Consider the following 12,969-nt stretch of genomic DNA (forward strand, 5'->3'; position numbering starts at 1 on the left):
TTCGGCGACGCCCCGTCCGGCCACCCGCTAGGAGGACGATTCCGCGACCGCCGTCTCCTCGGACGCAGGCTCCTCGGCAACCGTGTCGGCGGCGGCCTTCTCCACCGACACCTTGTCGAGGCGCACGGCCTCCAGCCGTTCCGGCTCCTCGTCCGCGGGCGTCGTCCGCGCCGGCAACAGCTCCAGCACCGCCTGCCGCTCCGCCTCACTGGTCGCGTCGTCGTACGGATCCGGCGTCGCCGGAACCTGAAGACGGTGGACCGGCCCCGAGCCCAGCCGGGCGTAACCGCGCCCCGGCGGTACCTGGTCGACCGGCGTGGTGTGCGGCGGCGCCCCCAGAACGGCCCTCAGCTCCTCCACCGTCGCGGGCCCGAGGACGACACGCGCGCGCGTGTGCTGCCGTACCGGATCGCTGAGGCCCTCCAGGCCGTCGAGCTGTTCGGCGACGACCACGGTGACGTTCGCCGGACGGCCGTGCCGCAGCGGAACCTGGAGCAGCGACTGGGGATCCTCGCGGCCGTCCGCGGCGGCCAGGTGCGTGAACGCGCTCGGCCGGTCCAGCAGCAGCCACAGGGGACGCCTGGTGTCCTCGGGCGGCGGGTCGCCCGCCTGGTGCGCGCGGTTGGCCGCGACCAGCCGGCGCTCCGTCTCGTGCGCGGCCCACTCCAGGCTCGTCAGCGCGCCCGTCAGCCCGCACTCCACGGCGAGCACGCCGTCCCGGCCGGTCAGGCAGGCGTATTCGCCGGTACCACCGCCGTCGACGATCACCACGTCGCCGTGGTGCAGGGCCTGCAGGGCGATCGAGCGCAGCAGTGTCGAGGTGCCGCTGCCCGGCTGGCCGGCCACGAGCAGATGGGGCTCGGTGGAACGGATGCCGGTGCGCCAGACGACGGGCGGGACATCGCGCCGCTCCTCGCCGTGGGCGCCGTGGGCGAGCGGCAGCGTCCGCTGCACCCCGGTGGGATCGGTGAAGCCGAGGACCGTCTCACCGGGGGCCGTGACGAAGGGCTGGGCGGCGATGTCGGTGGGCAGGGGCGCGAGGACGCGCACCGTGAGCTGGTTGGCCTCCTCGTCCCACGCGAAGTGGTACTCGCGGCCACGTCCCGATTTCGCGCCGAGCAGATGCTCGATCCGCGCCCGTGACTCCGGCTCGCCGTCGGTGAAGTAGGCGGGGTAGCCGATCACCAGGTGCGCGATCCGGCCGGTGGAGTCGAACGCGTACTCGGAGAAGACCTTCCCCCAGTCGCCGCCGTGGGCGTAGAGCGGTTCGGGGTCCTCGGCGGCGGAGAAGTACGGCACCAGGGCCTCGTAGAGCGACTTCAGGCGCTGGGCCTGCGACGCGTCGGGTCCGGCGGGCGCCGAGGGGGAGCGGTCCCGGCCCTGCCAGGCCGCCGCCGCCATCAGGGTGATGACGGCGAGCAGGGGACCGTACGGCGCGAGCGCCACGACCAGCAGGACCGAGGCCACCAGGAAGAGCAGCGCGCCGCGCCGGTCCTTGGGCGTGTCGGCCCACCTGCGCCGCCCGGCCGAGGCCAGCCGGCGCAGACCGCGCGTGATCGTGATCAGCGGATGGAGGACGTCCGTGGCGCCGTCGGCCGCCGTCCTGGCCAGTTCCCGGCTCCGGGCGAGCCGTGCGCCGCCGTTGCTCAGGATGCGGGGGAGTGGGCGCCGGGCCACTGCTGTCTCCAGAGGGTGCGTACGGGCGGGCGGTGCGGGGCCGGGCGGATCAGAACTTGAATCCGCCCAGGAGGCCGGCCAGGCTTTCGCCGCCCGCCTTGATGCTGGGTGCGATGGCCGTGCTGGCCAGGTAGAAGCCGAAGAGCATCGCCACCAGGGCGTGCGACGCCTTCAGTCCGTCCTTGCGGAAGAAGATGAAGACGACGATGCCGAGCAGCACCACGCATGAGATAGAGACGATCATGTGAGTTCTCCTGGTTCGCGGGGACAGTCACCATGAGTACTGCCAGGCTCACAGAATGTATCCATACGATAAAAGGTGCAACTGGTTCGATTCTCGGCATTTACCCCGAACGGGTCTGTCGTGATCATTGCCCCGGGTGCGACAGGTCATGTGCCCGGTGAGCCAGTACCCTGGCGATTCACCCGTACGGCTCTGCACCGCTCGCAGACGTACGTCCTGTCCCCGATGCGTGAAGCATGTGCAGTGAGAGGCGGTCCGGCGATGACTGATGCCCCCGACCCCGAGGTCGTGGAGCTGGCGACCAAGATCTTCGACCTGGCCCGGCGCGGCCGGACCGAGGAGCTCGTGGCCTACGTCGACGCGGGCGTGCCGGCCGACCTCACCAACGACCGGGGCGACTCCCTCGTGATGCTCGCCGCGTACCACGGTCACGCCGGGGCGGTGCGCGCGCTGCTGGAGCGCGGCGCCGACGCCGACCGCGTCAACGACCGGGGCCAGACGCCACTCGCGGGAGCGGTCTTCAAGGGCGAGACCGAGGTGATCGAGGCCCTCCTGAAGGGTGGCGCCGACCCGTCCGCGGGCACCCCGTCGGCCGTCGACACGGCCCGGATGTTCGGCCGTGCGGAACTGCTCGACCTGTTCGGCGAGCGCTGAGCGACACGCTCTGACCAGCGAAGACACAGAAAACGGGGGAGGCGGTACAGGGCCGCCGAAATTTCGGTCGCGGTAGATGTGACCGCCGGGTCATCATGACGACGTGATTCACGGACGCGATGGCTGGGCAGGTGTTGCCGCACCGCGCGGGCCGTGATGCGGTCCGCATGGGCCACCGACGAGAGGCAGAGAGAGATGGTCTACAGCAAGCAGGAAACGGCGGGCGCCCCGACGTGTTGTCACGCGGCCAGGTAATGCACGTCCCCGGTTGCGTCGACGCTTGATGTGAGGCTGTTTCCTATGTTCGATCCGGTCATAGCGCCCAGCGGTACGCTGCTCGGCCTGCTCCAGCGGGGCCGTGGCGACGGCACGCTGCACGCGCTCACCGCCCCGCGCTCCGAAGCGCTCGCGGCGCTGAACCACTGTGTGCTGCGCGACCCGCGCCACGACTGGCAGGTGGAGAACCGCTCCCTCTACTACGCCCGCCTCTACCTCGATCTGCACGGCGAACTGGACGCGATCGAGGCCCACCTCTTCGACCCCGAGGACGTCCTCGACACCGACGAGTCCCGCACCGGACTCGCCCTCGCGGTCCTCGGGCACCTCGCCTCCTACGGCAGGCGGGACGCCCTCGACCTGCTGCGCAGGTACGCCGCCCACGGCACCAACTGGGCCTGGGCCCTGGACGAACTCGCCCTGAGGGACGACGACGCGGGCCTGCGCGCCCTGGCCGCCCCGGTCCTCGCGCGGTTCACCACCGACGCCGAGGGCGAGGCGGAACTCGCCGCCACCGTCCGCGACGCCTTCGAACCGAGGCCCTGGCGATTGTGGGCCGACGACCCCCGCGAGTTTGTCGCCAGGCGCGTGCGCGCCGCCCAGGAGGCCGGGTCCTTCGACCGCTGGCAGCGGCAGATGCGCCCCACCGGGCCCCGGCCCGGCTGGAGCGTGCAGGCGGTGTTCGAGTGGGCCCAGCAAGGCGTCGAGCGCGGCGCCGCGCTCCATGTCCCGGCCGCCCGCTGTCTCACCGCCGTGGCGGGCCCCGAGGACCGGCCCGAGATCGTCCGGGCCGCCCAGGACGGCACCGAGGGAGCCCGGTGCACCGCCCTGCGGTATCTCGCCGACGGCAACGATCCCGACGCCCTCGACCTGATCGAGGGCGCCGTGACCACCGGCTCGACGGCCGTCGTGGAGGCCGCCGTCGACGCCTTCGAACGCATGCGCGCCCTCGCCGCCGTCGACCGGGCGCGCGGCTGGGCCCGCCGGCCCGACCCGCTCGGCGCCGCAGCCGGCCGGGTCCTCGCCTGCCGGGGCGGCGTCCAGGACCGCGACCTGGTCCTCGCGGCGCTGCGGGAGGCGGTACGGGGTGAGGGCCCCGACGCGCCCACCCTGTGGACCCTCGTCGACGGCGCCGGACGCCTCGGCATCGCCTGCGCGGCCCCCGTGCTCCGCCACATCTACCGCGAGACCGCCTCGTCCCACCTGCGGGGCCGCGCCGCCCGCGCCCTCGCCGCGACCGACCCCTCCTACGGCACCGGCTTCGCCGTCGAGTGCCTGTGGGACTGCGAGGAGACCACCCGCGAGATCGCCGCCCGGCACGCCGAGACCGGGGACACCCGGGTCGTCGAACGCCTGCGCCGGCTCGCCGCGGACCCGGCCGAGGAGGACGAGGTGCAGACCGCCGTGCGCAGCCGGATCGGCCCGGAGGGGACCGCCGTGTGACCCCCCTTCGCGGGCGCGGCGTGAACAGCGGATGACCCGTGGGTCAGGTGCGCGTGGATGCCGCCTGACCTGCGAGGGTGAGGGAGGCAACGCTCACGGCGCGTTCTCCGCGCGGAAAGATCCAAGTTGACGTGACCACGTCCGGCGCGGCGACAACACGGGTATGCGTGTCGTCATCGTGACCGAGTCCTTTCCCCCCGATGTGAACGGCGTGGCCCACTGCGCGCTCCAGACCGCCCGACACCTCGTCGACCGCGGCCACGCTCCCCTCGTCGTCGCCCCCGCCACCGCGGGCGACGAGCCCGACGACGGGGCGCCCTGCCCCGTCGTCCGCGTCCCCTCCCTCCCGCTCCCCGGCTACCCCCAGGTCCGCGTCGCCCTCCCCAGCCGGCGTCTGGCCGCGGCGATCTCCGAGCACCGGGCCGACGTCGTCCACCTGGCCAGCCCCTTCGTCCTCGGCGTGCGCGGCATGACGGCCGCCGCCCGGCTGGGCCTGCCCGCCGTCGCCGTCTACCAGACCGACCTCGCCGGATACGCCCGGACCTACATGGGCGCGGGGGAGGCGGCGGCCTGGCGGCGCATCCGCTCCGTGCACACCGCCGCCGACCTCACCCTGGCCCCCGCCCGCGCCGCCCTTCGCGACCTGGAGGCGCACGGCGTGCCCAGGGTCCGGCTGTGGCCGCGCGGCGTGGACACCGTCCGCTTCCGGCCGGAACTGCGTGACGACAAGCTGCGCCGGACCCTCGCTCCGAACGGCGAGCTCGTCGTCGGCTACGTCGGCAGGCTCGCCCCGGAGAAGCAGGTCGAACTGCTCGCCGGGGCCTGCGCACTGCCCGGCGTACGGGTCGTGGTCGTCGGCGACGGGCCCAGCCGGCCGGCACTCGAACAGGCGCTGCCCGGCGCGGCCTTCCTGGGCCGGCGCACCGGCACGGACCTCGCCCGCGTCTTCGCCTCGCTGGACGTCTTCGTGCACACCGGACCGTTCGAGACCTTCTGCCAGACCGTCCAGGAGGCGATGGCCAGCGGGGTGCCCGTGGTCGCGCCGGCGGTGGGCGGCCCGCTGGACCTGGTCGCGCACGGGCACACGGGGCTGCTCGTCCCGCCGCGCGACGCCGACGCCGTACGTGACGCCGTGTGGTCCCTGGCCGCGGACCCCGGACTGCGGGCCGCGTACGGGGCGGCGGGGCGCGCGACGGTCGAGGGGCGCACCTGGGCGGCCGTCGGGGACCAGCTGCTCGGTCACTACGCGGACGTGCTCGCCGGACGCCGGACGGCGGTGGCGGCATGAACGGGTCGCTGCGGATCGTACGGCTGGCGAACTTCGTGGCCCCCGCCTCGGGCGGGCTGCGCACCGCGCTGCGCGAACTCGGCAAGGGCTACCTCGGGGCGGGCCACCGGCCCGTGCTCATCGTGCCCGGGGAACGGGAGAGCGACCGCGAGACCGAGCAGGGGCGGGTGATCACCCTGCCGGGCCCGCTGCTGCCCGGCACCGGCGGCTACCGCGTCCTCACCGACAGGCACCGGATCGCCGGCCTCCTCGCGGACCTGGCCCCCGACCGGCTGGAGGTGTCCGACCGTACGACCCTGCGCTGGACCGGCCGCTGGGCACGGCGGGCCCGGGTCCCCGCGGCCATGGTCTCCCACGAGACCGCCGACGGGGTGCTGCGCACCTGGGGGCTGCCGGAGCGGGCAGCCCGGCGCACCGCCGACGCGCTCAACACCCGTACCGCGCACACGTACGCACGCGTGGTGTGCACGACGGAGTTCGCCGAACGGGAGTTCACGCGCATCGGGGCCCGCAACGTCGTACGCGCCCCGCTGGGTGTCGACCTGACCGAACGGCACCCGGCGCTGCGCGACCCGGGGCTGCGTGCCCGGTACGCGCGCGTCCCCGGGACGCTGCTCGTGATGTGCTCCCGGCTGTCCCCGGAGAAACGGCCGGGGACCGCGCTGGACGCCCTGGAGGCGCTGCTGCGTCGCGGGCGGCGGGCGGTGCTGGTGGTGGCCGGGGACGGGCCGCTGCGGACGCGGCTCGAACAGCGCGCCCGCGAGCGCTCGCTGCCGGTGGTCTTCCTGGGGCACGTGCGCGACCGGCGACTCCTGGGCGTGCTCCAGGCGTCCGCCGACGTGTGCCTGGCACCGGGTCCCGCCGAGACCTTCGGGCTCGCCGCGCTGGAGGCGATGGCGTGCGGCACGCCCGTCGTGGCGAGCGCGTCGTCCGCGCTGCCGGAGGTGATCGGATCGGCGGGCGCGGTCGCCGAGGACCACGGAGAGGCCTTCGCGAAGGCCGTCGAACTGCTGCTGGAACGGGCGGAGACGGACCGGCGCGAGGCGGCACGCGCGCGTGCGGAGCGGTTCGGATGGGGGACGGCGGTCGCGGCGTTCCTCGCCGCCCACGACGCCCCGGTGACGGTGCCGGAAACGGCACGCGAGGACGTGATGCCGGTCCGGCCGGCCGTCTCCCGGGGGCTGTCGTGAGACCGCTGCGGTTCGTGGCCCTCGGTGACTCGCTCACCGAGGGCGTCGGGGACCGCACCGGCGAGGGGTGGCGGGGCTGGGCCGCGCTGCTCGCGCCGTCGCTGGCGGCCGGGCCGGTGCGGTTCACCAACCTGGCGGTGAGCGGGGCCCAGACGCGCGACGTGCTCGAACGGCAGCTGCCCGCGGCGCTGGAGCTGCGGCCCGACCTGGTCTCCGTCGTCGTCGGCGTCAACGACACCCTGCGCCGCACCTTCGACATCCGTGCCGTGGCGGCACGGCTGGACCATGTGTACGCGGCCTGCGCCGGCCGCGGCGCCGTGCTGCTCACCATGTGCCTGCCCGACCCCGGCGCGATGCTGGGACTCCCCGGCCCGCTGGCCCGCCCGCTCGCCCGGCGCCAGCACGCGGTGAACACCGTGGTCCACGCCCTGTCCGACCGCTACGGGGCGGTGCACCTCCACGCCTGCGCGGGCGACTGGATCGGTGACCGCGCGATGTGGAGCGCGGACCGGCTGCACCCCGGTGAGCCCGGACACCGTCAGCTCGCCGTGCGCTTCCACGCGCGGCTGACGGAACACGGCGTCACGACCGGGCCCGCCCCCTCGCCCGAGCCCGGCTCCCCGGCGCCCACCGGATGGGCGAACCTGCGGTGGCTCGCCACGGCCGGCACCGGCTGGGTGGCCCGCCGCTGCACGGACCTGCTGCCGCAGCTGCTCTCCCTGGCCGTCGACGAAATGCGTCACCACGCCCGGGGCACCCGCATCCGCCTCGACCTGCGGGCCTCCGCCGCCGTCTCGGCGGCCCTGGCGGCGCTCCCGACGGAGGAACGACGCCCCGGCGCCGCCTAGAGTCCCGTCGCGAAGGCGGCGCCCTCGGACTCCCGACGTCGCCGTACGGCGACGAAGCGGACCGGCGTGCCGGGGCGTGCCTGCGCGGCGGCCGGGAGGTCGGCGGGGTGGACGACCGCGATCACCGGGTAGCCCCCGGTGGTCGGATGGTCGGCCAGGAAGACCACCGGCGTGCCGTCGGGCGGCACCTGGACCGCGCCCAGCACCATGCCCTCGCTGGGGAGTTCGTCCCGCCGGGCCCGCTCCAGGGCCGGCCCGGTCGTGCGCAGCCCGATGCGGTTGCTCGCCGGCGACACGTGGTACGTGCGGGACGTGAGGAGCCGTACGGCGGCCGGGGTGAACCAGTCGTCGCGCGGGCCCGGCGTCACCCGCAGCACGAGCTCGCCCGGGGGCGCCGGCTGCGGGGCGACGTCCACGCGCGCGTGGCCCTCCCGCGGAGCGCCGAGGGGGAGCACGGCACCGTCCGTGAGGGGGGCCGGGCCGAGACCGGAGAGCAGGTCCGTGGAGCGGCTGCCGAGCACCGGTTCGACGGCGACCCCACCGGAGACGGCCACGTAGGCGCGTACGCCGGAGACCGCCGCCCCGACGTCCAGCACGGACCCGGCACGCACGCGTACCGGTGCCCCCCAGGCGGCCGGCCGGCCGTCCACGGCGACCGGGCAGGGAGCCCCGGTGACCGCCACGGTGACCGTCGAACGGGGCCGCAGGGAACAGCCGTCGAGGGTCGTCTCCAGGACGGCCGCGTCCGGCGGGTTGCCGGCCAGCCGGTTGGCGAGCGCCGCAGCGGGCCCGTCCAGCGCCCCGGAACGGGGCACGCCGAGGTGGGCGTGTCCCGGGCGGCCCCGGTCCTGCACGGTGGTGAGGGCTCCCGCGCGTACGACGGCGAGCGCACGGTCCGTCATGCCGCGGACCCCGTCACCGGGACGAAACGCACCCGCGTGCCGGGGGAGAGCAGCGCCGCGGGCACGCGCGCGTGGTCCCACAGCACGAGGTCGGTCGTACCGATCAGCTGCCAGCCGCCCGGCGAGGACCGCGGGTACACGCCGGTGTAGGGGCCCGCCAGCGCCACCGAGCCGGCCGGGACGGCGGTGCGCGGAGTGGTCCGGCGGGGCACGTCGTAGCGCGCCGGCAGACCGGTGAGGTAACCGAAGCCGGGCGCGAATCCGCAGAAGGCGACACGGAACTCGGTGCCCGCGTGGACACGGGCCACCTCCCGCGCGGGGACACCCCAGTGCGCGGCGACGTCCGCGAGGTCCGGGCCGTCGTAGCGCACCGGGATCTCGACCGTCTCCCGCGCCCGCGGGGACACGGGCGGCAGCTCACGGGAGGTCAGCTCGGCGGCCAGCCGGGCGGGATCGGACAGGCCGTCGAGCAGCACCGTGCGCGCCGCCGGGACGATCTCGCCGACCGGCAGCGAGCCCTCCGCGCGGCGCCGCAGCAGCTCCGCGTGGAGCGCCTGGGCCTCGTCGCCCGAGGAGACCTCGACGAGCAGGGCGTCCTCGCCGACGGGCAGCACCCTCATACGAAGGCCTCCACCCGCACCCCGGACGCCTCCAGCGCGTCACGCACCCGGCGCGCCAGATCCACCGCGCCGGGCGTGTCACCGTGCAGGCACAGGGAGCGTGCCCGCACCTCGATACGCCGTCCCGAGCGCGCGTCGACCTCCCCGTGGCGGGCCAGGTCCACCGAGCGGGCCACCACCGACTCCGGGTCGGTGACCACGGCGCCCTCCTGACCACGGGGCACCAGCGTGCCCCCGTCGGTGTAGGCCCGGTCGGCGAACGCCTCCGTGACCACCGGCAGACCCGCCTTCCCGGCCAGTTCCAGCAGCCGGGAGCCGGGCAGGCCGAGCACGGGCAGCGTGGCGTCCGCCAGGAGCACCCCGTCGACGACCGCGCCGGCCTGCTCCTCGTCGCGCACCACCCGGTTGTACAGCGCCCCGTGCGGTTTGACGTACGCCACGCGGGCGCCCGCCGCGCGGGCGAACACCTCCAGTGCGCCGATCTGGTAGGCGACCTCGGCCGCCAGTTCGGCGGGCGGCACGTCCATCGCGCGCCGCCCGAACCCGGCCAGGTCCCGGTAGGAGACCTGGGCGCCGATCCGCACCCCGCGCCCGGCGGCGAGCTCGCACACGCGGCGCATGGTGGACGCGTCCCCGGCGTGGAAACCGCACGCCACGTTGGCGCTGGTCACCACGGACAGCAGCCGCTCGTCGTCGGTGAGCCGCCAGCGGCCGAACCCCTCGCCGAGGTCGGCGTTCAGATCGATCGACGTCATGGGTCCTTCGTTTCTCCTGTCTCGTGCCGCACAGGTCGGTCAGGCCACGCGGAACTGCTCGTCGCGGGCGTCGCTGAGGAACATCTGTCCCGGTGCGTGGGTGATGGCGAACGGCGGACGGGAGGCCATGACCGCGGCCTGCGGGGTCACCCCGCAGGCCCAGAACACCGGGATGTCGTCCGGCTCGAAGTCCACCGGCTCGCCGAAGTCCGGGCGGCCGAGGTCGTCGATGCCCAGCCCGGAGGGATCACCGCAGTGCACGGGCCCGCCGTGCACCGCGGGCAGCAGACTGCTCTCCCGGATCGCCGCGGAGAGGTGCTCAGGCGGCACCGGCCGCATGGACACCACCATCGGACCGCGCAGCCGCCCCGCCGGACGGCACTGCCAACTCGTCACGTACATGGGAACGTTGCGGCCCTGCTCGACGTGCCGGACCGGAACGCCCGCCGCCGTCAGCGCCCACTCGAACGTGAAGCTGCAGCCGATCAGGAACGACACCAGATCACCGCGCCAGTGCGCCCGCACGTCCGTCGGCTCGTCCACCAGCTCGCCGTGCTCCCACACGCGGTAGCGCGGCAGATCGGTGCGCAGGTCCGCGTCCGGGGCGAGGACGGTGGCCGTGGACCCGGCGTCGGTGACGTCCAGGACCGGGCAGGGCTTGGGGTTGCGCTGGCAGAACAGCAGCATGTCGTACGCCCAGTCGGCGGGCACCGAGATCAGATTGGCCTGCGTGTGTCCCGCGGCCACGCCGGCCGTGGGGCCCGTCAGTCCCTCCCGGAAGCGGGCGCGCGCCGTGCGCGGGCTCCACGCGCGCGCGTGCTCGTCGGCCAGTGTCACAGGGCGGTCGTCCACCACGGTCGGCGGACGGTCGTCGGTGTGGTTCACTCCAGTTCCTTCCCGCGCGTCTCCGGCAGCCCCAGCAGTGCCAGCGCCGCGATGCCGTAGCCGATCGCGCCGAAGACCAGCGCCCCGCCCACGCCCCAGCTGTCGGCCAGGAAGCCGACCGTCGTGGGGAAGACGGCACCCACGGCGCGTCCGGTGTTGTACGTGAAGCCCTGCCCCGTGCCGCGCACCGCCGTCGGGTACAGCTCGCTCAGATAGGAGCCGAAGCCGCTGAAGATCGCCGACATGCAGAACCCGAGCGGGAAGCCGAGCACGAGGATCACGGTGTTGGCGCCGTTCGGGATGTTCGTGTACGCCAGGATGCAGATCGCGGACAGCAGCGCGAACAGCCAGATGTTGCGCCGGCGGCCCAGCCGGTCGGTGAGGTAGCCGCCGGTCAGATAGCCGATGAAGGCGCCCGAGATCAGGAACGTCAGATAGCCGCCGGTGCCGACGACCGACAGGTCGCGCTCCGTCTTCAGATAGGTCGGCACCCAGGTGGCGAGGGTGTAGTAGCCGCCCTGGACACCGGTGGAGAGCAGCACGGCGAAGAGCGTGGTGCGCAGCAGGCCCGGCGATCCCGGCCGGTCCGGCCGGAAGATCGTCGCGAACGAGCCCTTCCGCGCGCTCTTCTCCCGCGCGGCGGCCGCCTCGGGCGCGTCCCGCACGCTGCGCCGCACCCACACCACGAGCAGCGCCGGCAGCGCGCCGGTCCAGAACATCACGCGCCAGGCCAGGTCGTCGTCCACCAGCGAGAAGACCGCCGTGTACACGATCACGGCCAGCGCCCAGCCCACGGCCCAGGAGCTCTGGACCGCGCCGAGGGTGCGGCCCCGGTGCTTGGCGCTCGCGTACTCGGCGACCAGGATCGCGCCGACCGCCCACTCGCCGCCGAAGCCGAGACCCTGCAGCGCGCGGAACACCAGCAGCGTCTCGTAGTTCGGCGCGAAGCCGCAGGCCACGGTGAACGTCGCGTACGTGATCACGGTCAGCAGCAGCGCCTTGACCCGGCCGATGCGGTCGGCCAGCACGCCGGCGAGGGCGCCGCCGACCGCGGAGACCACCAGGGTGACGGTGGTGAGCAGGCCGGTCTGGCCGCTGTCCAGACCGAAGTACGCCGACAGCGCGACCATCGTCAGCGGCAGCGTGAAGTAGTCGTACGAGTCCAGGGCATAGCCGCCGAACGCGCCGCCGAAGGCGCGCCGGCCGCGCGGTCCCAGTGCGTGCAGCCAGCCGAACGCCCCGTCGTCGGGGGCGTGTTCGGGCGGTGCGGGGCGTGGGGTGTCGGTCAGGGCCCGCGGTGGAGGGGGCGTGCTCATGGGCACCTCGCAGAGGGAGGACGGAGGGTGCGGGAAAGGGTGAGCCGTGCCACTGCCCAGCAAGGTAGAGGATCGTTGAACGATCCTTCAATACCCATGTTGTCTCGTACTTCCGCGTGCGATTGAATTCCGGCATGGCAGAGCAGATGGGCGGACTGGCCGACGACCGTGCCCTGTTGGGTCGTACCAGCACCGCCGAGCGGGTCGCGGACATCCTCAGGAGCCGTATCGCCGAGGGCTACTTCCCGCCCGGCACACGGCTGTCGGAGGACAGCATCGGCGGCGCGCTCGGCGTCTCCCGCAACACGCTGCGCGAGGCGTTCCGGCTGCTCACGCACGAACGGCTGCTCGTCCACGAGCTGAACCGGGGCGTGTTCGTCCGGGTGCTGACCGTCGAGGACGTCGAGGACATCTACCGCACCCGCCGGCTCGTCGAGTGCGCCGTCGTGCGCGGGCTCGGCGACCCGCCCTACGCGCTCGGCGCGCTCACCGAGGTGGTGGAGCAGGGGCGTACGGCGGCGCGCGAAGGTGACTGGAAAGGCGTGGGTACGGCCAATATCCACTTCCACCGGGAACTGGTGGCCCTCGCCGCCAGCGAGCGCACGGACGAGCTGATGCGCAGCGTCTTCGCCGAACTGCGGCTCGCCTTCCACGTCGTGGACGAACCCCGGCGACTGCACGAACCGTACATCGCACGCAATGTCGGTATTCTCCAGGCCCTGCAGGACGGGGACCGCGACAGGGCCGAGGCGCTGCTGGCGGCCTATCTCGAGGTCTCGCTGGAGCGGGTCGTCGAGGTGTACCGGCGGCGCGTCGGCGAGGACGGCCAGGACGGCCGGCCGGCGGTATGACGACCGTCGCGCCGGGGCGC

13 protein-coding genes are annotated in these 12,969 nt (G+C 74.3%); 6 read left to right on the plus strand and 7 right to left on the minus strand.

The annotated features are described in order from the left end of the window. Positions 1 to 27: 27 nt before the first annotated feature. Positions 28 to 1,677, minus strand: a complete 1,650-nt coding sequence (locus ACZ62B_RS26430; protein ID WP_468883632.1) for a P-loop NTPase family protein — start codon at positions 1,675 to 1,677, stop codon at positions 28 to 30. A gap of 49 nt (positions 1,678 to 1,726) precedes the next feature. Next, complete coding sequence (locus tag ACZ62B_RS26435; RefSeq protein WP_030867896.1) at positions 1,727 to 1,921, minus strand: hypothetical protein; 195 nt, start codon at positions 1,919 to 1,921, stop codon at positions 1,727 to 1,729. 261 nt (positions 1,922 to 2,182) lie between these two features. On the opposite strand from ACZ62B_RS26435, the gene ACZ62B_RS26440 reads away from it, so the two are divergent. The 5 genes from ACZ62B_RS26440 (at position 2,183) to ACZ62B_RS26460 (ending at position 7,620) form a co-directional block, all read left to right on the plus strand. Beyond that, positions 2,183 to 2,575, plus strand: a complete 393-nt coding sequence (locus ACZ62B_RS26440; RefSeq protein ID WP_344560686.1) for an ankyrin repeat domain-containing protein — start codon at positions 2,183 to 2,185, stop codon at positions 2,573 to 2,575. A 300-nt stretch (positions 2,576 to 2,875) separates the two neighbouring features. After that, positions 2,876 to 4,294 (plus strand): HEAT repeat domain-containing protein, encoded by a 1,419-nt coding sequence (locus ACZ62B_RS26445; RefSeq protein WP_344560687.1) that lies wholly within the window; start codon positions 2,876 to 2,878, stop codon positions 4,292 to 4,294. A gap of 163 nt (positions 4,295 to 4,457) precedes the next feature. After that, positions 4,458 to 5,582: a glycosyltransferase family 4 protein gene (locus ACZ62B_RS26450; protein WP_344560688.1), complete on the plus strand. Its 1,125-nt coding sequence runs from the start codon at positions 4,458 to 4,460 to the stop codon at positions 5,580 to 5,582. Then, entirely contained in the window at positions 5,579 to 6,772 is a 1,194-nt protein-coding gene (locus tag ACZ62B_RS26455) for a glycosyltransferase (RefSeq protein WP_468883627.1), read from the plus strand. Before ACZ62B_RS26450 ends, ACZ62B_RS26455 begins: the two co-directional genes overlap by 4 nt. Then, entirely contained in the window at positions 6,769 to 7,620 is an 852-nt protein-coding gene (locus ACZ62B_RS26460) for an SGNH/GDSL hydrolase family protein (RefSeq protein WP_344560690.1), read from the plus strand. The genes ACZ62B_RS26455 and ACZ62B_RS26460 overlap by 4 nt, the downstream gene beginning before the upstream one ends. Here ACZ62B_RS26460 and ACZ62B_RS26465 read toward each other — a convergent pair. The 5 genes from ACZ62B_RS26465 to ACZ62B_RS26485 are packed head-to-tail and all read right to left on the minus strand — an operon-like array spanning position 7,617 to position 12,098. After that, a complete protein-coding gene (locus ACZ62B_RS26465) occupies positions 7,617 to 8,522 on the minus strand; it encodes a 5-oxoprolinase subunit C family protein (protein ID WP_344560691.1) in 906 nt (301 codons plus the stop codon). The two genes, ACZ62B_RS26460 and ACZ62B_RS26465, sit on opposite strands and share 4 nt — an antisense overlap. Next, positions 8,519 to 9,142, minus strand: coding sequence for a 5-oxoprolinase subunit B family protein (locus tag ACZ62B_RS26470; protein WP_344560692.1), 624 nt, complete (start codon positions 9,140 to 9,142; stop codon positions 8,519 to 8,521). The genes ACZ62B_RS26465 and ACZ62B_RS26470 overlap by 4 nt, the downstream gene beginning before the upstream one ends. Then, on the minus strand, positions 9,139 to 9,897 hold the full coding sequence (locus ACZ62B_RS26475) for a LamB/YcsF family protein (protein ID WP_468883621.1): 759 nt from the start codon (positions 9,895 to 9,897) through the stop codon (positions 9,139 to 9,141). Before ACZ62B_RS26475 ends, ACZ62B_RS26470 begins: the two co-directional genes overlap by 4 nt. Positions 9,898 to 9,936: 39 nt before the next feature. Next, the gene (locus ACZ62B_RS26480; RefSeq protein ID WP_469692284.1) at positions 9,937 to 10,782 is read right to left on the minus strand and encodes a putative hydro-lyase; all 846 of its coding nucleotides are present in this window, start codon (positions 10,780 to 10,782) and stop codon (positions 9,937 to 9,939) included. Next, positions 10,779 to 12,098, minus strand: coding sequence for an MFS transporter (locus ACZ62B_RS26485; RefSeq protein WP_344560695.1), 1,320 nt, complete (start codon positions 12,096 to 12,098; stop codon positions 10,779 to 10,781). Before ACZ62B_RS26485 ends, ACZ62B_RS26480 begins: the two co-directional genes overlap by 4 nt. A gap of 134 nt (positions 12,099 to 12,232) precedes the next feature. On the opposite strand from ACZ62B_RS26485, the gene ACZ62B_RS26490 reads away from it, so the two are divergent. Further along, positions 12,233 to 12,949 (plus strand): GntR family transcriptional regulator, encoded by a 717-nt coding sequence (locus ACZ62B_RS26490; RefSeq protein WP_344560696.1) that lies wholly within the window; start codon positions 12,233 to 12,235, stop codon positions 12,947 to 12,949. Positions 12,950 to 12,969 lie beyond the last annotated feature (20 nt).

The organism is Streptomyces sp. NPDC053426, from assembly GCF_055585405.1.